We start from the raw sequence: 24,536 nt of genomic DNA on the forward strand, positions 1-24,536 counted from the left end.
TTTTTTATTTCTTATACCTTTTTGGCTACTTGTGTTCTATTCTTGTTCAGATTCCAAACCCGAAACAGGCTTCTATTTTTGGAAAACGGTCTTTAAAATTGACACCATGGAACATCGCGCATTAAAAGAAATCAAAGCCAAATCCATATATACACGAATTATGGATATAGACTTTGACCCATCCGGTGTCCAGGCGATCCCAATTAGCCCCGTTACCTTTTCCCAGCCAGTCCCTAAAGAACAAGCGTTAATACCTGTCGTGTTTATCAATCAACGTATTTTTTCAGAAATGGACAGTTTACAGATAAGGGCTTTGGCCAATAAAATTGTCCCTTTTGTCTCTGCAAAAATTAAGCAGGCCGGCAAAGAAGAATTTAACGAATTGCAACTGGACTGTGATTGGACTCAATCCTCACGGGACAAATTTTTCTACCTGCTCAAGTACCTACAAGAATTACCTGGTTTAAAAGGCATTGTCGTCAGCTCGACACTAAGGTTACATCAGGTTAAGAACACTGTTACAAGTGGTATCCCACCAGTAAAAAAAGCAACATTAATGTGTTACAACATGGGCAACTTGCGCCAATTCGGAAACCAGAATTCTATCCTGAATCAACAGGACCTAAATACCTATTTAGGTGGTACGCTACGCAATTATCCAATTGAAATGGATGTTGCTCTTCCCTTATTTCAATGGTTTGTCGTCTTTAGAAACAATAATTACATCGGCATTTCAAAATATATTAGCGAGCAGGATATTAATAATATGGCTTTATTTACCCCTAATCCGAACAGTAACTTATATATTTTAAAGGTTGACCTCCCTAAAGCAAACCTCAAAAAAGGAGATGTCGTGCGGTTTGAGAAAGTAACACAAAATGATCTTTTGCAAACGGCAAAATTTTTGAGAGGAGAGTTAAAAGGGAAAAAACACCAGATTATTTTTTATCATTTAGATCAAGCTACATTAGCAAATCATGACAATGCCGAGTTACAGGAAATTATTCGTGCTTTCTAGCACTACTATTGCATTCTTCTTTGGGGAAATTGCAACAAATATTGCTTGTGGTCCCGAAGTGGACCCCTATGACAACCAGACGACTTATTATCTTCCAAATCTTGAAGACAACGGGTTTTCTGCATTTCAATACATCCCTTATCAATTTCTTTACACCGAAGAAGCTCCAGCTAAGGAAAGCCTCGTTAACAGCGAAGCGTGGGCAAAACACTTGGGGCCTAGAGTGAATGCAAATGATATTGAACAATTAATGTACCGCAGCGATTCGGCGACGGCTGATTTGGCCAGTAATCAAAAAAGATCATCCTGGAACAATCTTCCAGACTCCGTCAAAGGAAATACATTTTTACAAGCCTTAATTGATGGTAAGCATGAGCCTGAGCGAGCTTACTTTGTTTTCACAAAAAAACAGGAGCCTATTACAAATGTTCAGCATAATTACTGGGATCCCGATACGCGGAATTTTAAAGAGATCGTACAATATGCTGAACTCGCCGAAGCGCAGATCAATAAGCATAAAAAAAACAGTTTTCTTTTTGTGCGTTATGCTTATCAGGCCGCACGCTTATATCTATTCGGTCAGGAATATGGAAAAAGTATTGCTATTTATGAAAATTACCTACAGCCTATTAAAGGGAATGATGCGATTCTGAATTGGGCACTTTCAAACTATGCTGGCGCCGTCCGTAAAAATGGAGATGGAGCCAAAGCCGCCTACCTTTTCTCCAAATTATTCACTGCAAGTCCCGAACGACGTGTTTTAGCCTACTCAAATTTTCATTATATCACAGCTTCCGATACTGAAATTTTTCAATATGCAACTAATGATGCTGACAAATTTAACATTAACGCCATTATTGGTTTCGGTACAGGAGACCGCACCATGAAATATTTAAACGCGTGTTACCAGCTTGATCCAGCCAATACAGTAAATGCTGTTTTGCTAGGAAGAGAAGTCAATAAAATAGAAGGCGACATGAATGAGTCTTTTTATATCGGCTATGGCGAAAACTATAATTATTATTCCCGAAACGAGGATAAAAACACGGTTAAACAACATTTGGATTCCCTACGCAATTTTGCTTTAAACCTTTATCAGGACAAAAAATACGTCCAACCACAGCTCGGTTTGATTACTGCAGCCTATTTAAGTTGGATGAATAAAGAAAATGATCTGGCAAAAAAATATCTTGCCCTGGTAAAGGAGCGTGATCTAAACCCTAAACTGGCAGATCAATATCAGATTACGGCGTTACTTACGCAGTTAGCCGACTGGCAAACCAGCAAACAGATTGACCAGCCAAAGCTTGTCAAAACATTAGCGTGGCTGGAGGAGAAAGCTCAACGGGACAGCAAAAACTCAAGCAACAAAAAGGAATGGAGCTATAGTGCCTTCGAATACAGCAACTATAGTTTAATCGCCAGAAACATACTCCAGAATCTCGTCGTTAAACACTACCTCAGCACACAGGATACTGCTATGGCGAGTTTGGCTGCTGTTAAAGCAGATATCTTCTATAATTATGGTGTCGCAAAGGATTCTCTTGAAGACAACATGCAATGGTCCACCATGCACTTTTGGGAAAATAGTCTTACACCCAAAACATTATTAAAAATAAGAACTTTATTGTCCGACAACACACAGCAAAACACATTGTCCCGTTTTTTACTTGAAGATATAAAGCATTTCAATAGAGACTATCTGACCGAGCTTTTAGGTACCGCATATTTACGGGAACTAGACTTCCAAAACGCAGCCAAAACACTACAGGCACTTCCTAAAGACCACAAAATAAAAGAAATAAAGAATTCTTACAGCGAAGACGAAAATAATATTATACCCAGCCCATTCATCGTCACCATCAATGATTATCCCAAGAAATACGGAAAAGAGAATACAACCAAGTTAAAATATGCTGAACGTATGGCGCGATTGGAAAATGCCATAAAAAGCGAAAAAAACAATCAGAAGAAAGCAGACTATTATTTTCAGATGGCTACAGGAATTTATCAGACCAGCACCTACGGAAATGCCTGGTCATTAGTTTCTTATGACTGGTCATCCACAGACAGTCATGCCGCCTCAACGATACACTGGCAACGGAATTATTTGCAGACAAAATCGGCAAAGGAATGGTATTCCAAAGCCCGTTCACTGAGCTCAGATAAAGGATTTAAGGCTAAATGTACCTTCATGCTTGCAAAATGTGAACAGAAAGATTTCGCTTATACGGATGAAACACGCTGGCAATATTATGACTCCCCTTTGAAAAATCCGTTCTACCGCTTTTCGCTGCAGAATAAATACTTTAAAGAGCTAAATACACATTATAAGGACACGCCTTTTTTCAATATGGCTTCAAAGGAATGCACCTATTTAAGGGACTACCTGAATCTAACACAAGCCATAAAATAAACACGCCTGTCCTTTTAAATACAGAAGAGGCTTCCATATATGTGAAGCCTCTTCTGTATTAAGCTCTACTATCTTCATTATGATATATACTGAGATAACTATCGTAGCGTGAAGGTTCAATCTTCCCATCCTCCACGGCTTCCATAATAACACAGCCGGGCTCGTTGATATGTCTACAATTATTGAATCGACACTGGTTCATCAACGCGCGCATCTCCGGGAAAAAGTGAGACAGTTCTTGTTTTTCGATATCTACGATTCCCAATTCGCGAATGCCGGGCGTATCAATCAGCTTTCCCCCAAATGGCAAATCAAACATCTCTGCAAATGTCGTTGTATGCTTTCCTTTGTCAGACCAGTCTGAAATTTCACCCGTTTTCAGACCATACTCAGGTACAATTGCGTTGATCAATGTCGATTTACCCACACCAGAATGTCCCGAAACCAATGTAATTTTATCCCGAAGCAGCCCCTTGACAACATCAATATTCTTTCCAGTTAGGGCTGATACCTCATAACACAGATATCCTATTCGTTCATAGATAGCTTTATATTCGGCTAATATCTCTAGCCCCTCATTACTAAAAAGATCGAGTTTATTAAAAATAAGCACCGCTGGTATGCCGTAAGCTTCGGTCGTTACCAAAAAACGGTCGATAAAACCCAAAGAAGTTGGTGGAGAAGCCAAAGTGACCACCAGTAAAGCTTGGTCCAAGTTTGCTCCGATAATTTGCGTTTGTTTGGAAAGATTCACCGACTTTCGGATAATGTAATTGCGACGGGGTTCCAGCTCGCGAATGACAGCACTTTCAAGATCCGGCTCTATATCAAAATGCACCCAATCGCCGACAGCTACCGGATTGGTCGTTTTAATCCCCTTGGTACGAAATTTTCCTTTGATTCGGCAATCATATCTTTTGCCGTCTTCGCCCAAAACCTGATACCAACTACCCGTAGACTTTGTTACCAATCCTCTCATAGAACCTGTTGCATTAAATGTGTCATAGCACAAAAATCGGAAAAATTTATTAAACTTACGGTTTGATGAATTTCTTACCTTTGTAAGGAGACTAAAATTCAATTTTGTGAAAAAACTATTTCTTTTAGATGGAATGGCTCTGATATATAGAGCATATTTTGCATTGAGCAAGACCCCGCGCATCACCTCGACAGGGTTGAATACAGGGGCAATCATGGGATTTACCAATACACTATTGGAGGTATTGAAAAATCAGCAACCTTCTCATATAGCAGTAGTGTTCGACACGGATGCTCCTACCGCACGCCATATTGAATTTGAAGCCTATAAAGCACATCGCGAAAAAATGCCCGAAGACCTTGCGGCATCTATTCCTTATATCTACCGTCTGATTGAAGGATTCAATATCCCGATCATTACAATGGACGGCTATGAAGCGGACGATATCATCGGAACATTGGCGAAAAAAGCAGAACAAGAGAACTTCCAAGTCTACTGTATGACACCGGATAAAGATTTTGGTCAGCTTGTCTCGGACAATATTTTTATTTACAAACCGGCACGCATGGGCAATGGGGCTGAAGTACAAGGCGTCAAAGAAATTCTCGAAAAATGGGAAGTTACCGATGTCTGCCAAGTCATTGATATTTTGGGTCTATGGGGGGATGCTGTAGATAATATCCCGGGAATTCCGGGCATCGGAGAGAAAACGGCAAAGAAACTTGTTCAGGAGTTTGGCTCCGTTGAGGGAATAATAGCCAACGCCGATCAGCTTAAGGGCAAAATGCGTGAAAACGTTGAAAATTTCGCCGAACAGGGACTGATCTCAAAAAAACTAGCAACAATTCTATTGGATGTTCCAGTTGAGCTTAACGAAAAAGCATTGGAACTTGAGGATCCGAATAAAGAGATTCTCGAGCCGCTTTTTGCTGAATTGGAATTTAGAACGCTCGGGAAAAGAGTATTTGGAGAAGAATTCTCCATCTTTGAGAAAAGTGCTCCTGTAAATGGGCAGATGGATTTATTTGCTGTACAGACAACAACTATAACCACAAGTACAGCTATAGAAATAGAAGCATCTCGTGAAAATATTGTTCTAAACAATATCCATAATACGACACACGAATACATGTTAGTAGATACTCGTGATGAACAAGAAAAACTTGCCAAGGAGCTAACCACAAAGGACAGCTTTTGCTTTGATACTGAAACAACAGGATTAGACGCGAATCTTGCTGATATTGTCGGACTTTCTTTTTCGTTTGAAACAGGAAGAGCATATTATATCCCTACACCAGCTAATCGGGAAGAAGCACAGCGAATCGTCGACATCTTTAAACCAGTGCTTGAAAATCCGGCCATTGAAAAGATAGGTCAGAATATCAAATACGATATTCTCTTATTGGCAAGATATGGCGTTAAGGTTCAGGGGACCCTATTCGATACCATGCTGGCGCATTACCTCATTGACCCCGATACGCGGCATGGCATGGATGTACTTGCAGAGAACTATCTAAATTACACCCCAGTCTCCATTACTGAACTCATTGGAGAAAAAGGGAAAAAGCAAGGAAATATGCGGGATGTTGATTTCGAAAAAATCAAAGAATATGCAGCAGAAGATGCGGATATTACTTTGCAGCTCAAAAACATTTTCCATCCCCTTTTGGTAGAAACGGACACCTTAAAATTGGCTCAGGATGTAGAATTCCCACTTGTATACGTGCTCGCGGAAATAGAACGCAATGGCGTAAAAGTGGATGTCACTGCCCTTGCTGAATTTTCCAAAACATTGGAACAGGACATCAAGGACCTAGAACATGCTATATTTGAAAAGGCAGGAGTTAATTTTAATATTGCATCTCCGAAACAATTAGGTGAAATACTGTTCGATAAACTCCGTTTGGATCCAAAGGCAAAAAAAACAAAAACAGGGCAATATAAAACGGGTGAAGATGTTCTATTAGCGTTAGCGCACAAATCGGATATCGTTCAAGATATTTTGAATTTTAGACAATTACAGAAATTAAAATCAACTTATGTAGATTCATTACCGGAGCTGATCAATCCAGAAACTGGTCTGATTCATACATCCTACAATCAAGCCGTCGCAGCCACTGGCCGCCTGAGCTCTACCAATCCCAATTTGCAGAATATTCCGATTCGCACGGAAAGAGGCCGGGAGGTGAGAAAAGCATTTATACCGCGTTCGGAGGACCATGTGATCTTATCCGCTGATTATTCACAGATTGAATTGCGCCTAATTGCGGAATTGAGTAAAGATCAAAATATGCTGGAAGCCTTTAATCAAGGCCATGATATCCACCGTGCTACGGCAGCAAAAGTGTATAATATGGCTTTTGATGAAGTGACATCAGAACAACGGCGAAACGCGAAGGCCGTAAACTTTGGGATTATTTATGGTCAATCCGCCTTTGGTCTATCCCAAAATCTAGGTATCTCACGCAAAGAAGCAGCGGACATTATCAATGAATACTTCAACCAATATACGGGTATAAAGAAGTATATGAGCGATGCTGTTGAATTTGCGAAAGAGAAAGGTTACGTTGAAACAATTTTAAAACGTAGACGTTATTTGAGAGATATTAATTCGGCAAACATGACGGTTCGTGGATTTGCTGAACGAAATGCGATCAATGCACCAATTCAAGGATCAGCAGCAGATTTAATCAAGATCGCCATGATTGCAATACAACAAGAAATCGAACAACAGGGACTCTCGGGTAAAATGATTATGCAGGTACATGATGAACTGGTCTTTGATGTTCCGAAACAAGAAATCGAAGCATTCAAAAGCATTATTCTGGATAAAATGACAAATGCCATAAAAACCACAGTTCCATTGGTTGTCGAAATCGGAGAAGGTAAAAATTGGCTTGAGGCACATTAATTTTTGTTATGACTAAAAAAATCATTTATTTATTATTGTTCTTATCCTCGTACTGCTTTACGACTATTCAAGCACAAGAAGATAAACCCGTATTTTACGAAAAATTAGATCAGGGATTGATTCGTTTCCATTTTGATAAATATTATTATCTGGCAGCAAAAGACTGCGAATTCAAATCAATTGAACGCGTTAGCAAATTTGATTTCACAAAACAGATTTTTGATGGGGAATTCCGTGACTTTGCGCCCAATGGTGGTCGTATGCTGGTCGGCAATTATAGGGAGGGAAAAAAAGAAGGCCTTTTTCAGGCTTTTCACCCAAATGGTGTGCTGAAATGGGAGATAAATTTTAAAGACAACTATCCTGTTGGCGATTGGAAATATTATTATCCCGATGGTAAACCGTTATTGACGATCTCCTATGGTGATTTTGGTTATTTCATCAAAGATTACTGGGATAACCGGGGAAAACAGGAAGTTGTTGAAGGTGAAGGAAACTATGAATTTGCAATACCTTTTGAAGGCTTCACTGAATTTGGTTACGATTTTTATCTTCGCAAAGGTAAAGTAAAAGGTGGTAAACCGCAGGGAAATTGGAACACCTACTTTTACAATGTGGGGCAGCAACCTATTTACGCAATGACACAACGATTTGCCAATGGGAAAATCACCACCACCTACGATGATAATGGAGAACTCCCAAGCGAAGATTTTCAGTCGTTGAGTATTTTGCCCTACGACTATTTTGTCCGTGCAGAATTATTACAGAGTAAATCCTGTAATTTTGATGACTATTCAAATTTCTATACGTTTCTTGCCAAACGCTTTACCGATGGCTTCAATAAAAGTGGAATTGAACTTACCGGCCAATTAAACTTTTCCTACGACGTTGAGGTCAAGAAAACAGGGATAGCCAATTTACGGAGTCTTAAATTGAATGTAAACTCAGATAATGAAAACTATCTTAATATTTTGAATCGCATTGCCAAAAGCATAGATTTTTATTTCCCAACCTACAAACAAGATCAACCTCAGGACGATACGATTAAAGTTTCTGGAAGTGTTGCAACAGCAGGTGATGGAAATGTCTATACGCATTCAATTAAAATTGAAAGAGAAATCGACAATTCGAGTAAATAATTATCTTTGCAGAAATAAATAGATATGAAATTCCATAAAGAAGGATATACCACCTTAGCGATTGCTATACTTATTATCTTTATCATCAATGCCGTTGCGGATTATTATGATGCGTCACAGTATGTAAAATGGTTTATATACGCCCTTTCAGCATTCTTATTCATCACTGTTGTCCAGTTTTTTAGAAGCCCCAAGAAAGTCGTTAGTCCACAAGATGGTACAATCTTATGCCCCGCAGATGGAAAAGTTGTAGTTATCGAAGAAACCGAAGAAAACGAGTATTTTCATGACAGAAGGATACAGGTCTCCATTTTCATGTCTCCCGTCAATGTGCATGTGAATCGAAACCCCATCAGTGGTCTGGTCACTTTTTTCAAATACCATCCGGGAAAATTTTTGGTTGCCTGGCATCCAAAATCCTCTACAGATAACGAAAGAACGACTGTCGTGGTGAAAGACAACGCAGGCAGAGAAGTTCTTTTCCGTCAAATCGCCGGCGCATTGGCCCGTCGCATTGTTTGGTATGTAAAAGAAAATGATCAGGTCGTTCAAGGAACCGAGTTCGGTTTTATCAAATTTGGTTCGCGTGTCGATCTATTTCTACCGCTGGGAACAGAAATCAATGTGAATATTGGCGATAAAGTTACTGGGGCCAAGACCATTATCGGAAAATTTTAACAATTTATTAATACCATAATAAGTAACTTAGGCTCCAATTAGGGGCCTTTTTTATTCAACAGATGAATTTTAGACAATTATTATTGGCAAACTCCGCTGGCGTTGGTATCGCAATATCCACCATCAGCTTCTATTATAAACATGATCTTCAGACCGCGCTGATTATATTTTTTGTTGCACTTGTGGTCTGCTTTCTTCTATTCAATTATCTGTTCGAGAAATACATCTATCGTCGTCTCAACACCATGTATAAGCTAATTCACAACCTCAAGCTCGGCAAGGACCTTAAAGATGCAATTGGTGAACACGTCAGTGAAGATCCCATCACAGATGCCGAGAACGATGTCAAAGCCTGGGCGAAAGATAAAAAAAATGAAATTGAACAATTAAAATCTCAGGAGAAATTTCGGCGTGAATTCCTATCCAATATCTCACATGAATTCAAAACGCCCCTCTTTGCCACCCAAGGTTACATCGAAACCCTGCAAGATGGATTAATGGAGGAGGATATGGAAATGGCAAAAAATTTCTTGGATAAAGCAGCACGCAACCTCGACAGATTAAATTACCTGATTCAGGATTTAGATGAAATATCCAAACTGGAATCTGGCAAAATGGTCTTAAATATAGAAAAATTTGATATTGTAGACCTGATCAAAGACACTTCGTATTCATTGGAAGACAAAGCCAAACAGCACAATATCAAAATCGAGTTCAAGCCCAAGGCCGGGACACCACATTGGGTCAAAGCCGATCGCAATAAAATACATCAGGTACTATATAATCTGATAGACAACTCACTCAAATACGGAAAAGAAGGCGGGACCACGAAAATAAAAATTTTCCCACTTTTTGAGCAAGTACTCATAGAAATCACAGACGATGGATACGGCATTGAAGAAAAGAACCTCAACCGGGTATTCGAACGATTCTTTCGAACAGACAAAAGTAGATCTAGAGATATTGGCGGATCCGGCTTAGGTCTCGCTATTGTAAAACATATTATTGAAGCCCATCAGCAGAATGTTAATGTGCGCAGTACCGAGGGTATTGGAACCACTTTTGGCTTTACTTTACAAAAAGTTCAGACTGGAGATTAAACAATTGATGACACTTTTGTGTTTAAACAAAACCAATGTTAACATTAACTTAACATTAGGGTATTATTTTTGCAAAAATAAATTTAAGATATGTCTTTAAATAGCATTTTTCAATACTTCGTTCCAAAGGACAAAAAATTCTTCCCTTTGTTTGAACAAGCAGGCAACAATTTGATCGAAATGTCTCAATTGTTAAAAGATATTGTTAACTCAAACAATCCCGAAAAGAAGAAGGAGTTCACACGCAAGATGGAAGACTTGGAGCACAGAGGCGACAACATCACCCATCAAATTCATTTGGAACTAGGCAAAAACTTTATAACTCCTTTTGACCGTGAAGATATACACTCACTAGCAAGTTCATTGGATGATGTAGCGGACTTTATACATGGCGCTGCCAACAGAATGGATTTATACAAAGTAGAAAAAGCAACAGAGCCAATGATCGAAATCGCGGATCTATTGGTAGAAGCTACGGAGCATGTCTCAAAAGCAATCCACGAACTTCGTGACTTAAAAAACATTCGCAACATTACTGATTCGTGCGTACGCATCAATAGTGTTGAAAACAAAGCAGACTATATTTTTGACAAAGCGGTGGCTGATCTTTTTGAATTTGAAAAAGATGCGATCTCATTGATCAAACACAAAGAGGTATTATCCGCAATGGAAGATGCAACAGACAAATGCGAGGATGTTGCTAACGTCTTAGAAAGTATTCTGGTTAAAAACGCATAATCATTCGATCATTAGTGCATAAAAATTCTACGAGATTATGATGTCAACATTACTCGTTGTTGTGATTGTCCTAGCGATTGCATTTGACTACATCAATGGATTCCATGATGCCGCCAACTCAATTGCGACAGTTGTATCAACAAAAGTTCTCACACCGGCAATGGCTGTATTATGGGCTGCCATATTCAACTTTGCTGCTTATTTCTACTTTACAGACCATAAAGTGGCCAACACCATTGCCAAAACGGTACTGGAAGAATATATTACCCTTGAGGTCATCTTTGCGGGCTTACTGGCAGCAATTGGCTGGAACTTGTTTACTTGGTATTACGGAGTACCATCGAGTTCATCACATACTTTGATTGGAGGTTTTGCGGGATCAGGAATGGCCTATGCTTTCATTCTTGGAGCAGATCCTATTCATGCCATTAATATCGATGCGACTTTAAAAATTATCGCTTTCATTGTTCTGGCCCCGATCATTGGTATGACCATATCCATTATCATTACGCTCATAGTAATCAACTTGGCGAAAAACTCCCGTCCTAGTGTTGCCGAAAAATGGTTTAAAGTATTACAGTTGGTTTCTTCGGCAGGCTTGAGTTTTGCCCATGGAGGTAATGACGCACAAAAGGTAATGGGTATTATCCTTGTAGCCATGGTCGCTGGCGGTTATATGGAAAACACGGAACATATGCCTGAATGGATTCCATTGACTTGTTACGCAGCAATAGCAGCCGGAACAATGAGTGGTGGCTGGAAAATTGTGAAAACAATGGGAACGAAAATTACGAAAGTAACACCATTAGAAGGGGTATGTGCCGAATCTGCGGGAGCCGTTACCTTAGGGATAACCGAACATTTCGGGATTCCGGCATCTACAACACACACAATCACAGGTGCCATTATCGGTGTCGGTGTTGTCAAGCGTGTATCAGCTGTCCGCTGGGGAGTTACCATCAGTTTATTATGGGCTTGGATACTGACAATTCCGGTGTCGGCATTGCTTGGCGGGCTGTCTTTAGTTATCGTTCATTATTTACTTTAGAAAGAATTTCTTAATTTTTTTCTTAAAGCTATTGAAACAAAACAAAAATTTGGTACTTTCGTACCGGATTTTTGTTTTGTTGTTTCACATTAAATACTTAATTTAGTACAAAATATAGTAAAAACAAAAATTTAACATAATTTTAAGACTTTGGCACGGCAATTGTACTGTTCCATGTGTTAAGACAAGAGAATTTAAAGTTTGAAAACAATTAAAATTAATAATAACCTTAAAAACAAGAGTATGAACTATTCTACAATTAAAAAAACAGCTGTTGCTGCTACATTAGTTGCCGCTTTAGGTTTCGCTGATACAGCACAAGCTCAACAAGTATTCGGTGGTAGATCACAATACAGAACTTGGTCTATCGGAGTTCAAGGCGGTATCACTACTCCCAATGCTTTAATCGGTGGTAACAATAACTTTGGCCAAAAAGTTGGTTACTTCCAAAACAAAGTAGGTGAGTATTATGGTTTGACAGTACGTAAACAATTTTCTCACCTTTTCGGTTTAGAAGTTGAAGCTAACCGTGGTAAGATCAAAACGTATAACCATGATGAGTCTGGTCCTGCTTTCGAAACCTTTTCTGGCTCTAAATTGGGTCGTGCTCAATCAGCAGAAACAAAGGTAAACTGGGCGGCTAGCTTAAATGGTGTATTCCAATTAGGTACTATTGACTTCTTGAGAAGAGAAAATGCAGTTAATTTCTATGCTAAAGTAGGTATAGGTGCATTCGCTTACAATCCTATCCAGTACTCTAACAATGATTTTGGCGGAACTGTTGTTTATAACCAAAAATGGGGTGAAGACGTATTAGGGGATCGTTCTCCTTCAGAACCTCAAGACAAGGAGTACCGTCTAGGTATGATCGTTCCAGTAGGTGTTGGTGCTAAATTCAAATTATCTGAAGTTGTTGCCTTAAACTTAGGTTACACAATGAACTTCACGGATGAAGCATTATTGTACGGCCCAGGCAGAAACACTAGTACAAAACAACGTTTCGCTAACGTATACGGTGGTTTAGAATTCACTTTAGGTTCAAAAGACAAACAAAACTTGACTTTTGCTAACCCAGTTGCTACAATGTATGATGAATTGAAAGATCCTTCATTGAGAAACGAAGTTGAAGCATTGAAACAACGTGTAAGCACTTTAGAAGGTACTGTTAACACATTAAGCGCTGATGCTGATGGTGACGGTGTATCTGACAAATTTGATAAATGTCCTAACACGCCAGCTGGTACTCCAGTAGACGGTTCAGGATGTCCTATCAAATTCCCAGAGCCAGTTGTTAACAATGTAACTTCTAACGGTTACTATGCTCCAATTCAATTTGAATTTGACAGCTCAGTGTTGAAAACTGAATCTTACTCAACTTTAGACAAATTGGCTAAAGAAGTACGTGATAACAATTCATCTGTAACTTTAGACGGTTATGCATCTGCAGAAGGTTCTGAAGCTTACAACTTGACTTTGTCTAAAGACCGTGCTAACTCTGTAAAACAATATTTAGTAAATGCTGGTGTTTCTTCATCAAGCATCACTGCTAACGGTTACGGAGAGAAAAACCCAGTTGCTTCTAATTCAACTGAAGAAGGTCGTGTTCAAAACCGTCGTGTTGAGATCAAAAAATAATCGTATATAAAATTTATACCATTATATTAAAAGCCGGCTCTAGAGCCGGCTTTTTTATTTTGACAGTATTTATCCTTAACTTTGTGGATGATATCCAATTTGTGGAAAATTTATTCAAGCAAATTAGATAAGAAATTAGTATTTTGATTTAAGGAACAGAATACTGGTTTTAAACTTTTGAGAATGGAAGAGGATTTTGAATTTGAAAACCCCGAAGAAAGAAAAATCTCGGTGGACAGATATGAGGAAATGCTTCGAAACGAGGATCAGTATTTTTTTGACTCCAAGGCTTTCGAAGGAATAATAGACTACTACGCTGAAAAAAATGACCCTGTAAAGGCTTTACAAGTAACAGAATTTGCGATAAGCCAACATCCTTTTGATATTACCTTCCTGTTGAAGCAGGCCCAATTGTTTTCTACAATTCAGCAATACCAGAATGCATTGGCAGCCTTGGACAAGGCGGAACTACTGGAAGCTTCAGAAGGCGATATATTTTTGATTAGAGGCGGTATATTGGGAAGTATAGGACAGTTTGATGAAGCATTGGATCAGCTATTCAAAGCATTGCCCTTATTGGACAATAAGGATGAAGTCTACTTTCATGTTGCGATGATTTTTCAGGCGCAAATGAATTATGACAAAGCTATTGTCTATTTAAAGAAAGCGCTTGAACTTAATATGGACTATCAGGAAGCTCTCTATGAGCTGGCTTATTGCTATGATGTGCTTGACAGACAAGAAGAAAGTATATCTTTTTATAAAAAATATATTGACTCCGATCCGTATTCGTATTATGCCTGGTACAATTTGGGTAACTCTTATCATAAAATCAGCAAATTCGAAGAAGCATTGGACGCTTATGACTATGCCATATTGATCAAAGAAGACTTCTCGTCGGCTTATTTCAACAAAGGAAATGCACTTGTCAACTTAGACCGCTACCAGGAAGCTTTGGATGTCTATAAACAAACCTTCGAATATGAGCAGCCTAGCGCCGACACGTATTGTGCCATAGGGGAATGCTACGAAAAGCTCGAACAAATGGAAGAAGCTCGAAACTACTATAAAAAAGCCGTGAAGCTAGATGCCGAACTAGCGGATGCCTGGTTTGGTATCGGAGTTACACTGGATTTTGAAGAACGTTATTTTGAATCGCTTCATTTCTACAAAAAAGCTTTGGAACTGGAAGACACAAATCCAGATTACTGGTTCGCCATCGCAGATGCAAGGTATAAACTACAGCAAATTGATCAAGCTGAGGAAGCTTATAAGAAAGTTGTTGCACTAAATCCATCCGATATTGATGCTTGGCTAGATTATTCGTCTATCCTATTCGAACAGAGCAAAATGGATGAAGCCATCAATGTGATGTCGGATGCGATCACACAAAATCCTGAAGCAGCGGAATTATACTATCGTGTAGTGGCTTATCTATTTGCTAATGGACAATACAATGAAGCTTTAAACTTTTTGGAATTAGGCTTAGCTACAAATCCCGAAAAGCATTACATTCTCTTTGACTACCTCCCCCAATTACAGGGAAATCAAATCATTACTGAGATTGTAAAAAAATACACAAAACCAAAAAATTAAAACAGGAAACAGATAGGTATACCCTTTGGCAATCTTTCAGATTTAACTGAAGGTATATAATTAGATTGAGCGTACAGCTCAAAGAAGTATTAAACCATTCGATGAAAAAATTAGGTCTGATAGGATATCCGCTGGGGCATTCATTTTCCAAGAAATATTATTTAGAAAAATTTGAAAAGGAACGTATTGAACATATAGATTATGATCTATATCCAATTGAACGCATAACAGATTTCCCCCCAATTTTTACGAATAACGACTTCTATGGAGTAAATGTTACTATTCCCTATAAAATAGAAGTCATGTATTATCTTGACGAGCTGTCAGAAGAGGCCGAGGCCATACAGGCAGTAAACTGTATCCGTATTCGGCACCTACCTGACGGCAGGCCCCATCTTAAAGGTTACAATACGGATGCTTATGGCTTTGAAGCTTCACTAAAACCACTTTTGGTTCCTCACGATAAAAAGGCCCTGATTCTAGGAAACGGAGGAGCGGCAAAAGCAGTAACTTATGCTTTGGATCAATTAGGCATCACATACAAACTTGTGAGCAGAACCAAACAAATAGACAACTATACCTATGATGAGTTGGATGCCTCAATATTAGCTGATTATACATTAATTATCAACTGTTCTCCCGTAGGCACGTTTCCCAATATAGCAGAATTTCCTCGCTTACCTTATGAATATATAAATGATCGTCATTTGCTTTATGATCTTATCTATAATCCAGAAGAGACAACCTTCCTAAAGAAAGGCAAAGAAAAAGGTGCTCGAACTAAAAATGGGTATGAAATGTTACTGCTTCAGGCAGAGAAGAATTGGGAAATTTGGAATAGCGAATCTTTCTCTATTTAGAGATCAATAAAAAATGTAATTTTACCATATGCTAACGATCAGAACATTCACATTCAATCCATACCAAGAAAACACTTACGTATTATATAATGAGCAGAGAAATGCCATTATTATCGATCCTGGGATGTATGGTGAAAAAGAGCAGGCCGAGTTTTTGACATTTGTCGATCAACATAATCTCAACCCCCAATCGTTATTGAATACGCATTGCCATATTGATCATGTTTTGGGCAATTATTTCATTCATGAGAGGTTTGGTCTTCTTCCTAAATTTCACGAGGGTGAACTATCTATTTTGGTAGCGGTTCAGAACTATGCTCCTCAAATGGGATTCCGTTATGACATTTCTCCTATTGGAGAAGCATTTTTAAATGATGGAGACAATATCCAGTTAGACAATGACGAATTAGAAGTGATCCTTGCGCCCGGTCATTCACCTGCACATATCTGCTTCTATTCTGCTGCACAAAAATTCTTAATCGGCGGGGACGTGCTTTTCCGCAACAGCATTGGCCGTACTGACCTCCCCGGAGGGAACCATCAGCAACTTTTGGATAGCATCAAACAAAGACTCTATACGCTACCGGATGATACTGTTGTCTATCCCGGTCATGGTCCATCAACAACAATAGGATTTGAAAAGAACTCCAATCCATTCATACAAGGATAAGATATGAACCTGCCTCTTTTATTTGCCAAAAGATACCTCTTTTCAAAAAAATCGGTCAACGCAATCAATATCATTTCGTCAATTAGTGTGATCGGGGTTATGGTAAGTAGTGCAGCATTGATTATACTCTTATCCTCATTCAATGGCATGGAGGAACTGATTCTATCTATGTATGGTAAATTCGCTCCTGAAATAAAAATAGTGCCTCACAGAGGAAAGCTTTTTACAACAAATAAACCGATTTTTAATGAGCTTCGAAAAGATACAAATGTAGTTCATTATACTGAAGTGCTAGAGGAAAAAGTATTACTTCAATATGCAAATCGACAATATATTTCAACGATAAAAGGAGTCGAACCTCAATCGCTCAATAAAAGCATTGGCGATAGTATACTCGTAGACGGAGCTTATCGACTCATGCAAGACTCGACCAATTTAGCTATACTTGGAGCAAGCGTTCAAGCCAATCTTGGTATATCCATGCAAAATGAACCCGAACTAATCCAGGTTTACTCACCGAGAAAAGGAGTCAAAAACAGCTCCAACCCTGCAGAAGAGTTTAATATTAGAGCTATCAGCCCCAGTGGAGTTCTTAGATATCAACAGGACTTCGATAATTTTATTATTACACCCATTTCATTCGCCAAAGAAGTGCTCGGCGAATATGATCGGGTTTCATCCATCGAATTCTATCTGAAGACAGGTACTAATATTAAATTATTTGAACAACATCTTCAAAAAAAGTTAGGCACAGATTACATCGTTAAAAACCGCGAAGAACAAAATCCAACGTTATATAAAAACGTGCGTGTAGAGAGATGGGTTGTGTTTTTTATATTAACATTAATTAGTGTTATCGCCATTTTCAATATTGTTGGTTCATTGACAATGTTGGTATTGGACAAACAAAAAGACATGACAGTCTTAAAAAGTCTAGGCGGAAATAACAGTTTAATTCAGCGTATTTTCTTTTATGAAGGACTAATGATAGCAATTATCGGTTGCGTTTTGGGTTTATTGATCGGTGCAATATTTAATTATATTCAGTCGACCTATGGTATTATACGAGTTGAAGATGGAGCGAACACAATTTTAGACAGTTATCCCATGGTCAGCAGATGGAGTGACTATGCCTTGGTATTCACTACTGTTACCGGTATTTCAGGTTTAGTGTCCTATTTCTCTGCAAAAGTGAGCGTAAAAGAGCTGAACAAACTAAAAGCAACGGATTAATAGCGTGCACTTTTGGAACGGCTTTGGCTACCTTTCGTAATTTGTTGAATTAAACTCCCCCAAGCAAAAGGATTTAACAATGGGTTTGCATAACGCTGGTTGATAACTTTATTATTCATTGTGTTAAAACTCTGTGCGTTATTGATCGAGCGCATTTCATTGCCGTCGCGAGGTACGACAGCCGCCATGGCGGACAACGATTCATAGGAGAGCGATCTTCTTGCACGGACTATATTATCTTCAGATACATCCAGATTCATAAATGCAATATTAAATTCTTCGATACTTGCCCAAGGATAGGGGGTTACCATTGGCAATTCAGTTACCAAATTTTGCATGACGATATTAGCGGTATATTTGTCGCCGGAAACTTTAGGAATAGTTATGGTAAGTGGATCGAATCCGACGGAAGTAAAACGAATTGTATCCCCCACGTGAGCCACAAAAGAAAAATAGCCCTCATTATTCGCAGCAACCGCCTCGTTACGGAAAGATAAGTTGGTTACTGTGGCATAACCAACAGGAAGCCCGGATCCCACGGTAGTTACAATACCGGAATATTGAATAATCTTCTTTTCTTGCGCTTTCAAAACCGAAGAGTCAAAAAATATAGATAGAACTAATAATATAGGGATCAGCAACTTCATAGAACAAATTTACACAAAACCGGCTGAGTTAGCCGTTAAATTGTGTTAATAGATAAACTAATTGACCGAGGGCATCGTCGCATCAGGAGAGTCCGGATCGGTAAGGTTGATGGCTTCTACCGCAGTAACCTCTGGTACAGCTTTCTTGATCGCTTGCTCCAATCCCGCTTTAAAAGTCATGATGCTCATTGAACATGAAGCACAGGCGCCCAATAGTTTTAATCGCACGACATTATCTGCTGTAATCTCTTCAACACTCACATTTCCGCCATCAGTTTCCAAATAAGGTCTCAAGGTATCCAATGCTTGCTCCACTTTTTCTTTTAAAGTCATACTCTTTATTAAATTCATTGATTGTATATGTAAAGATAATCAAATATTTTAAAATCTGTATTTTTCCTCTTCATACGCAAGAGAAAAACAACAAGATCATGACAATACCGCTACTAAATTGCATTCAACGAGTTAAAGAATGTTAATAAAAAATGTTGTTTTTGGGATCAAATAATTATTAAACTATATTGCACAGTAAAATTTAATTGATTAGTATAACAAATTCACTTATCTTTGTAAAATGTTTTTAAATAGGCGTATAGCGGCTATCTGTGCCGGCATGATGTTTCTATTGGTGTTTACCGGTTGCAAGAGTAAATTTGAGAAATTGCGCGCAAGCAATAATATAGCTCAAAAGTATGAAGAAGCCGTAAAACTATATGAGAAAAAGAAATATACAAAGGCATTAGTTTTGTTTGATGACTTGCGGACAAAATTCCGCGGACAAGCTGAAGCAGAAAATATCTACTACTATTTGGCTTTTGCCAATTACCGTCTCAAAGATTATACTTCAGCGGCATATCACTTTAAGGACTTTGCTGATGTTTACCCGAATAGCGCGCGGGCAGAAGAATGTCGTTTCATGCATGCTTATTGTTACTATTTGGATTCACCCCGGTCAACACTGGATCAGGCAAACACGAAGAAGGCAATAGATGCCCTACAGCTTTTTGTCAACCTGTATCCCGAATCTGAACGATCTAAAGAAGCTGCAGATCTTATCCAAAAATTACGGGACAAACTCGAGCTTAAGGCTTTTGCCAATGCTAGGCTCTACTATGACATGGGATTGAATGATGATTATAGAGCCGCTGTCATTGCGTTACAAAATGTACTAAAAGAATATCCCGATACAAAATATGCTGAAGAAATTGAATTCCTAACGCTAAAAGCACAATACATCTTCGCTTCGAAAAGTATTCTGCAAAAACAGGAAAGCAGATATGACGAAACATTGGATTATTACCGTAGCTTTGCTAGCGCTTATCCCAATAGCAAGCATATGAAAGAAGCGGAATCTATCCGTGAAGATTCGGAAAAAGGAATTAAAACAGCCGCTTCTCACATGAAAGAATATAACAAAGCGGTAGCTGAGCAAGAAGCTTATATAAAAGAACAAAAAGCGAAAAAAGAAAAAGAAAATACCCAAAAAGATGAGTCAAAAAAATAACAATTCAATTCCAAATTCTACAGTTACACGTGACTTAAGAAAATTGGACAAAGGAACTGACAATATCTATGAGTCCATTGTAGTTATTTCTAAACGCGCAAATCAAATTGCAGTAGATATTAAAGAAGAACTAAACGGAAAACTTGCTGAGTTTGCAAGCAATAACGATAACTTGGAAGAGGTATTCGAAAACCGCGAACAAATAGAGATTTCTAAACACTACGAGCGCATGCCCAAACCTACTTTGGTAGCAATCGATGAGTTTTTACATGACAAAGTGTACTACAGAAATCCCTCGAAAGAGCAAGACTAATCCCAAAATCCACGATGACTTTAGCTGGGAAAAATATTGTAATTGCTGTATGCGGCAGCATTGCCGCATACAAAATTGCAAATCTAATTCGTCTGCTCATAAAAGCGGATGCCCGGGTTAAAGTGATTATGTCTGAGGAAGCCACAGCTTTCATTACCCCGCTTACGCTTTCTACACTTTCCAAAAATCCGGTTTTAATTGACTATTACCAACCAAATACAGGTGAATGGAATAATCATGTGCAAATCGCACTGGAAGCTGATTATATACTCGTAGCTCCTGCAACAGCAAATACCATCGCTAAGATGGCTAACGGACTCTGTGATAATCTACTTATGGCAGTATATTTATCAGCAAAGTGTCCAGTGTTCTTTGCTCCGGCAATGGATTTAGATATGTGGAAACACCCATCTACACAATCCAATATTGCCAAACTTCGAACTTACGGCAATATAATCATCCCTCCTGAAAAAGGGGAGTTAGCCAGTGGGTTAATAGGAGAAGGACGTCTTGCCGAACCAGAGGAACTTTTCCGCTTTTTAGCAGATTTTGCCAAAGAAAAACTTCCCCTATCGGGCCTAAAGGCGCTCGTATCAGCTGGACCAACGCATGAAGCCATAGATCCTGTCCGCTTTATTGGCAATCATTCCAGTGGAAAGATGGGCTTTGCCATTGCCCAACAATTAAAGGAACTCGGCGCCGATGTCACATTAGTTTCCGGACCTACTGCACTTCCTCATCCCCAACAAATGACAGTCATCCCTGTCACTTCCGCAGCCGAAATGCTTGAAGCCTGTGAAAAATATTTCGACGATGCTTCTATCATTGTCATGAGTGCCGCAGTTGCGGACTATACTCCTATCGAAGTGGCATTTCAGAAAATAAAGAAGAAAGAGAATGAATTTTCGATCGCTTTAAAGAAAACAACGGATATTCTCGCAACTTTAGGCAACAAAAAGAAGAAAGAACAATTACTGATCGGATTTGCTTTAGAGACCAACAATGAGCTGGAAAACGCCAAAGACAAATTAGTCCGAAAAAATCTCGATTTTATCGTGCTCAATTCCATGCAGGATCAGGGAGCCGGATTTGCTACAGATACCAATAAAGTCACGATTATCAATCGTTCAGGCGAGAGCAGTGTGTTTCCTCTGAAATCGAAGGAAGATGTGGCAAAAGATATTTGTTCGCTCATCTTACAACATATTCCTTCGAAAATATAAAATCATTTCTGGAATTCGAGCGGCATCTCAGTTCTCTCCCTCCTAGAGATTCACAATTCTTAGTTCCTTAGGGTAGTAGTTATTGATCCTATTCGGTAAGACTTTCATCCATCCCAATGACATGCCTTTATACTTCGCAAGTGTCCAGCCTTTAATATCAGCAGAAATATTCTCTGGGGTCACATTCTCCTTTCTAAGATAGTTTTGAGCTTCTCCCAGCGAAAGTTCAAGATGTTGGAAGTTAGTATTCAATACATTACTTAATGCCAATGCGTGGCTTGGAATCAGTTCCTTTCGACTGAGCTTTCCAATATTAATTCCAGCATTTTTGAGATAGAGCACATTCTGTAGATACTTCAAATCATTTTCATATACTTTTGGGAATATATAGAGATCATCGTGATGGATAAACGGTAAAAATTCATCCACATCTAGCAGCCAAGTGTCCAGAACTCCCTTTGGCACGTCAGACTTTTCAGGTTTTATCCGTTTTCTATTAAATGTAGATTGCTCAGCTATTTTGCGCAAAACAGTAATAAAAAAACCTTCGCCGCCTAATTTATGCGGGTAAAAACGGTACCCATGCGCTGCATGTTCGGCCGATTTTGTATGTTCAATGCCCCAATCACCATCAATTGCGATCTCAATAGACTCAAAGTCTCCCGTTCCTATCAGCCAATCCGCTATCTCTTCATTTTCCTCTTCAGAATAAGAGCAGGTTGAGTAAAGGAGGTACCCACCGGTCTTCAATGCAGCAATACTTTCTGCCAATATTCGTTGTTGTCTTTCACTACAGAGTTTAACATTCGCTTCCGACCATTCATCTATCGCATCCGTATCCTTTCTAAACATTCCAGATCCAGAGCAAGGTGCGTCCACAACCATAAGATCAAAATATCCCGGTAATCGGTCAAAAGCCGAAGGGTCATTATTTGTAACCACCGTATTTGCGTTTCCCCATTTTGTTAAGTTATCCTGTAAGATATTGACACGCGTCTTAATAATCTCATTGGCAACTAGTAGGCTTTCAGGATGTAAACTACTGTTTAGCAAAGTAGACTTTCCCCCGGGAGCTGCACAGAGATCCAGCGCATAAACTGGCTTAGCTCCTATCTCCAACCGACGGATAATATGGTCTATAAACATAGACGATGCATCTTGGGGATAATAGCCACCAGCGTGAAATAAAGGATCAAGCGTAAATAGAGGGCGTTCCTCAAGATAAAAAGCGCTCTCGCACCAAGGTACCATGCCGCTACTCGGAAAGGGACATTCCCTCAATTTTTGAGGGTTTAACCGTATTGCCGTTGCCCGTTTGCCCTCTTCATGTACCCTAATAAATCCTTCGGTATCGAATAATGGATTTACACCCAGTTTTTTCACTAATGAATTTGGCAGAAAATTACTCATGTGTCCTAATAGTTTGGGCTAAAATTAATATAAATAAAAATGAAGTCAAAATAAGTAGTAAATTACGGGAAAGAGTAAATTTGTGTCATGAAAGATCTCAAGAAATATGCTATTATCCCGGCGACACCAGAAGAACTGTATCTCGCCCTAACAACCGAAATTACGGCCCGTCTTTGGACTGGCGATCTTGTATCGATAGATGCGACAGTAAATGGTGAATTTTCCTTGTGGGATGGAGCAATTACAGGCCGGTTCCTGGAATTAGAACCTTCTACGAAAATCGTACAGGAATGGTATTTTGGAGAAACTGATAGCCCTTCAATTGTTACATTAAAGTTTCATGAGCACAAAAAAGGGACATCATTGGAGATTAGGCAAACCAATATACCGGATGAAGATTACGAAAATATTGCTGAAGGTTGGGAAGATCCCTATATTTCTTCCCTAATTGATTTCTATACGGAAGAATATTAATTTTTATGAATATCTTTAGAAAGCCCAGTTTTTTTTAAGCTAGGCTTTTATTTTGCTTTATTTAATAAAGAACGTAACCTTTGCCTGAACTCTTTCTCCAATACCGAAAACAGAAAACATCCCTTGCGATAAGTTCTTTTAAGCACTTTAACATTCCATTATAAGATCTCCTTGGGCCTTATAGCTAAAAGAATAGCCTAGCTTCATCCTTTTGTGCCTTCCAGTTTCTACATTGGCCTTCATTCCGGGAAGATCACCGTAGTAGGTCGAGAAAACAAAGCTGATGAGATGGGAAACGATACAGAAGAATATAATACGAAACACCTTTTGCAAAACCATTATGATCTTACAGCTTCTCATAGCGAGCGGGGGCATGGTACCGGCAAAGGGAGAAAAAGGACCGGAGGATAAATAAAGGTCCTTGGGGAGCACCCAAACGAAAGAAGCCCTTGACTGTTTCCAGCAAGGGCTTCCGTGTAAAAAAAGGCACCGACCTACTCTCCCACCTGTTACGGCAATACCATCGGCTCTGGCGGGCTTGACTGCTCTGTTCGGAATGGGAAGAGGTAGACACCGCCGATATAGGCACCTAAAGTTTTTTTTAGATGTGAGATAGGAGATATGAGTATCTAGACTTTCCTGTGAAAGTGTATACCCATCCTATAGCTCACACTATATTGACATATATATTGAAAGAGTTCTGTTTCTGTTTGTTTCAAAAATTAAAGAGGAAGACAACAGTGTCTGTCTGCTTGAGAAAGCTTCGGGCTATTAGTACCACTTGGCTTTGGTCTCTCAACCTTTACACCTATGGCCTATCAACGTAGTCATCTTCTACGACCCTATTAGGAAGTCTCATCTCGTGGCTAGTTTCGCACTTAGATGCTTTCAGCGCTTATCTATTCCAGACGTAGCTACCCTGCCGTACACCTGGCGGCATAACA

The 24,536-nt window shown here is 39.1% G+C and carries 22 protein-coding genes and 2 rRNA genes; 18 read left to right on the forward strand and 6 right to left on the reverse strand.

Annotated features, from left to right (window positions below; all coding sequences use genetic code 11):
* Positions 1–106 precede the first annotated feature (106 nt).
* Both D7322_RS03125 and D7322_RS03130 read left to right on the forward strand, forming a co-directional pair.
* Positions 107–1,018 carry a hypothetical protein gene (locus D7322_RS03125; protein ID WP_147430282.1) on the forward strand — a complete coding sequence of 304 codons (912 nt, stop codon included), beginning with the start codon at positions 107–109 and terminating at the stop codon, positions 1,016–1,018.
* Positions 978–3,434, forward strand: a complete 2,457-nt coding sequence (locus D7322_RS03130; RefSeq protein ID WP_147430283.1) for a hypothetical protein — start codon at positions 978–980, stop codon at positions 3,432–3,434. Before D7322_RS03125 ends, D7322_RS03130 begins: the two co-directional genes overlap by 41 nt.
* 58 nt (positions 3,435–3,492) lie before the next feature.
* Here the strand turns inward: D7322_RS03130 and rsgA are convergent, their stop codons facing one another.
* Complete coding sequence (gene rsgA / locus D7322_RS03135; protein ID WP_121121166.1) at positions 3,493–4,413, reverse strand: ribosome small subunit-dependent GTPase A; 921 nt, start codon at positions 4,411–4,413, stop codon at positions 3,493–3,495.
* Positions 4,414–4,519: 106 nt separating this feature from the next.
* Here rsgA and polA point away from each other — a divergent pair, with 106 nt between their 5' ends.
* The 11 genes from polA (at position 4,520) to D7322_RS03190 (ending at position 18,021) form a co-directional block, all read left to right on the forward strand.
* On the forward strand, positions 4,520–7,324 hold the full coding sequence (polA, locus tag D7322_RS03140; RefSeq protein ID WP_121121168.1) for a DNA polymerase I: 2,805 nt from the start codon (positions 4,520–4,522) through the stop codon (positions 7,322–7,324).
* An 8-nt stretch (positions 7,325–7,332) separates the two neighbouring features.
* Positions 7,333–8,463, forward strand: a complete 1,131-nt coding sequence (locus D7322_RS03145; protein WP_121121170.1) for a toxin-antitoxin system YwqK family antitoxin — start codon at positions 7,333–7,335, stop codon at positions 8,461–8,463.
* A 24-nt stretch (positions 8,464–8,487) separates the two neighbouring features.
* Positions 8,488–9,141 (forward strand): phosphatidylserine decarboxylase family protein, encoded by a 654-nt coding sequence (locus tag D7322_RS03150; RefSeq protein ID WP_121121172.1) that lies wholly within the window; start codon positions 8,488–8,490, stop codon positions 9,139–9,141.
* A 62-nt stretch (positions 9,142–9,203) separates the two neighbouring features.
* The gene (locus D7322_RS03155; RefSeq protein ID WP_121121174.1) at positions 9,204–10,241 is read left to right on the forward strand and encodes a sensor histidine kinase; all 1,038 of its coding nucleotides are present in this window, start codon (positions 9,204–9,206) and stop codon (positions 10,239–10,241) included.
* Positions 10,242–10,331: 90 nt separating this feature from the next.
* Complete coding sequence (locus D7322_RS03160; RefSeq protein ID WP_108634567.1) at positions 10,332–10,979, forward strand: DUF47 domain-containing protein; 648 nt, start codon at positions 10,332–10,334, stop codon at positions 10,977–10,979.
* A gap of 37 nt (positions 10,980–11,016) precedes the next feature.
* Entirely contained in the window at positions 11,017–12,027 is a 1,011-nt protein-coding gene (locus D7322_RS03165; RefSeq protein WP_108634566.1) for an inorganic phosphate transporter, read from the forward strand.
* A 201-nt stretch (positions 12,028–12,228) separates the two neighbouring features.
* Positions 12,229–13,662, forward strand: coding sequence for an OmpA family protein (locus D7322_RS03170; RefSeq protein ID WP_394342579.1), 1,434 nt, complete (start codon positions 12,229–12,231; stop codon positions 13,660–13,662).
* 183 nt (positions 13,663–13,845) lie between these two features.
* On the forward strand, positions 13,846–15,258 hold the full coding sequence (locus D7322_RS03175) for a tetratricopeptide repeat protein (protein WP_121121178.1): 1,413 nt from the start codon (positions 13,846–13,848) through the stop codon (positions 15,256–15,258).
* A 101-nt stretch (positions 15,259–15,359) separates the two neighbouring features.
* Positions 15,360–16,118, forward strand: coding sequence for a shikimate dehydrogenase family protein (locus D7322_RS03180; RefSeq protein ID WP_121121180.1), 759 nt, complete (start codon positions 15,360–15,362; stop codon positions 16,116–16,118).
* A 28-nt stretch (positions 16,119–16,146) separates the two neighbouring features.
* Complete coding sequence (locus D7322_RS03185) at positions 16,147–16,788, forward strand: MBL fold metallo-hydrolase (protein WP_121121182.1); 642 nt, start codon at positions 16,147–16,149, stop codon at positions 16,786–16,788.
* Between the two features lie 3 nt (positions 16,789–16,791).
* Complete coding sequence (locus D7322_RS03190) at positions 16,792–18,021, forward strand: FtsX-like permease family protein (RefSeq protein ID WP_121121184.1); 1,230 nt, start codon at positions 16,792–16,794, stop codon at positions 18,019–18,021.
* On the opposite strand, the gene D7322_RS03195 is transcribed toward D7322_RS03190, so the two are convergent.
* Together D7322_RS03195 and D7322_RS03200 are read right to left on the reverse strand one after the other, a co-directional pair.
* On the reverse strand, positions 18,018–18,668 hold the full coding sequence (locus D7322_RS03195) for a carboxypeptidase regulatory-like domain-containing protein (protein WP_121121186.1): 651 nt from the start codon (positions 18,666–18,668) through the stop codon (positions 18,018–18,020). The two genes, D7322_RS03190 and D7322_RS03195, sit on opposite strands and share 4 nt — an antisense overlap.
* Positions 18,669–18,725: 57 nt before the next feature.
* Positions 18,726–19,001 carry a NifU family protein gene (locus D7322_RS03200; RefSeq protein ID WP_121121188.1) on the reverse strand — a complete coding sequence of 92 codons (276 nt, stop codon included), beginning with the start codon at positions 18,999–19,001 and terminating at the stop codon, positions 18,726–18,728.
* 241 nt (positions 19,002–19,242) lie between these two features.
* On the opposite strand from D7322_RS03200, the gene D7322_RS03205 reads away from it, so the two are divergent.
* Genes D7322_RS03205 through coaBC form a run of 3 tightly spaced genes read left to right on the forward strand, consistent with a single transcriptional unit; the run spans position 19,243 to position 21,708 of the window.
* Positions 19,243–20,172 (forward strand): outer membrane protein assembly factor BamD, encoded by a 930-nt coding sequence (locus D7322_RS03205; protein WP_104383443.1) that lies wholly within the window; start codon positions 19,243–19,245, stop codon positions 20,170–20,172.
* Positions 20,156–20,485: a DNA-directed RNA polymerase subunit omega gene (locus tag D7322_RS03210; RefSeq protein ID WP_121121190.1), complete on the forward strand. Its 330-nt coding sequence runs from the start codon at positions 20,156–20,158 to the stop codon at positions 20,483–20,485. The genes D7322_RS03205 and D7322_RS03210 overlap by 17 nt, the downstream gene beginning before the upstream one ends.
* Before the next feature lie 14 nt (positions 20,486–20,499).
* A complete protein-coding gene (coaBC, locus tag D7322_RS03215; RefSeq protein ID WP_121121192.1) occupies positions 20,500–21,708 on the forward strand; it encodes a bifunctional phosphopantothenoylcysteine decarboxylase/phosphopantothenate--cysteine ligase CoaBC in 1,209 nt (402 codons plus the stop codon).
* Positions 21,709–21,750: 42 nt separating this feature from the next.
* Here the strand turns inward: coaBC and D7322_RS03220 are convergent, their stop codons facing one another.
* The gene (locus tag D7322_RS03220; protein ID WP_121121194.1) at positions 21,751–23,118 is read right to left on the reverse strand and encodes a methyltransferase RsmF C-terminal domain-like protein; all 1,368 of its coding nucleotides are present in this window, start codon (positions 23,116–23,118) and stop codon (positions 21,751–21,753) included.
* Positions 23,119–23,205: 87 nt separating this feature from the next.
* On the opposite strand from D7322_RS03220, the gene D7322_RS03225 reads away from it, so the two are divergent.
* Positions 23,206–23,592, forward strand: coding sequence for an SRPBCC family protein (locus D7322_RS03225; protein ID WP_121121196.1), 387 nt, complete (start codon positions 23,206–23,208; stop codon positions 23,590–23,592).
* Positions 23,593–23,880: 288 nt separating this feature from the next.
* Entirely contained in the window at positions 23,881–24,003 is a 123-nt protein-coding gene (locus tag D7322_RS29065) for a hypothetical protein (protein WP_262707619.1), read from the forward strand.
* 70 nt (positions 24,004–24,073) lie between these two features.
* On the opposite strand, the gene rrf is transcribed toward D7322_RS29065, so the two are convergent.
* Together rrf and D7322_RS03240 are read right to left on the reverse strand one after the other, a co-directional pair.
* A 5S ribosomal RNA gene (gene rrf / locus D7322_RS03235) occupies positions 24,074–24,185 on the reverse strand.
* Between the two features lie 158 nt (positions 24,186–24,343).
* A 23S ribosomal RNA gene (locus D7322_RS03240) occupies positions 24,344–24,536 on the reverse strand; the annotation flags it as partial.

This window comes from Sphingobacterium puteale (assembly GCF_003627955.1).
Lineage (GTDB): Bacteria > Bacteroidota > Bacteroidia > Sphingobacteriales > Sphingobacteriaceae > Sphingobacterium > Sphingobacterium puteale.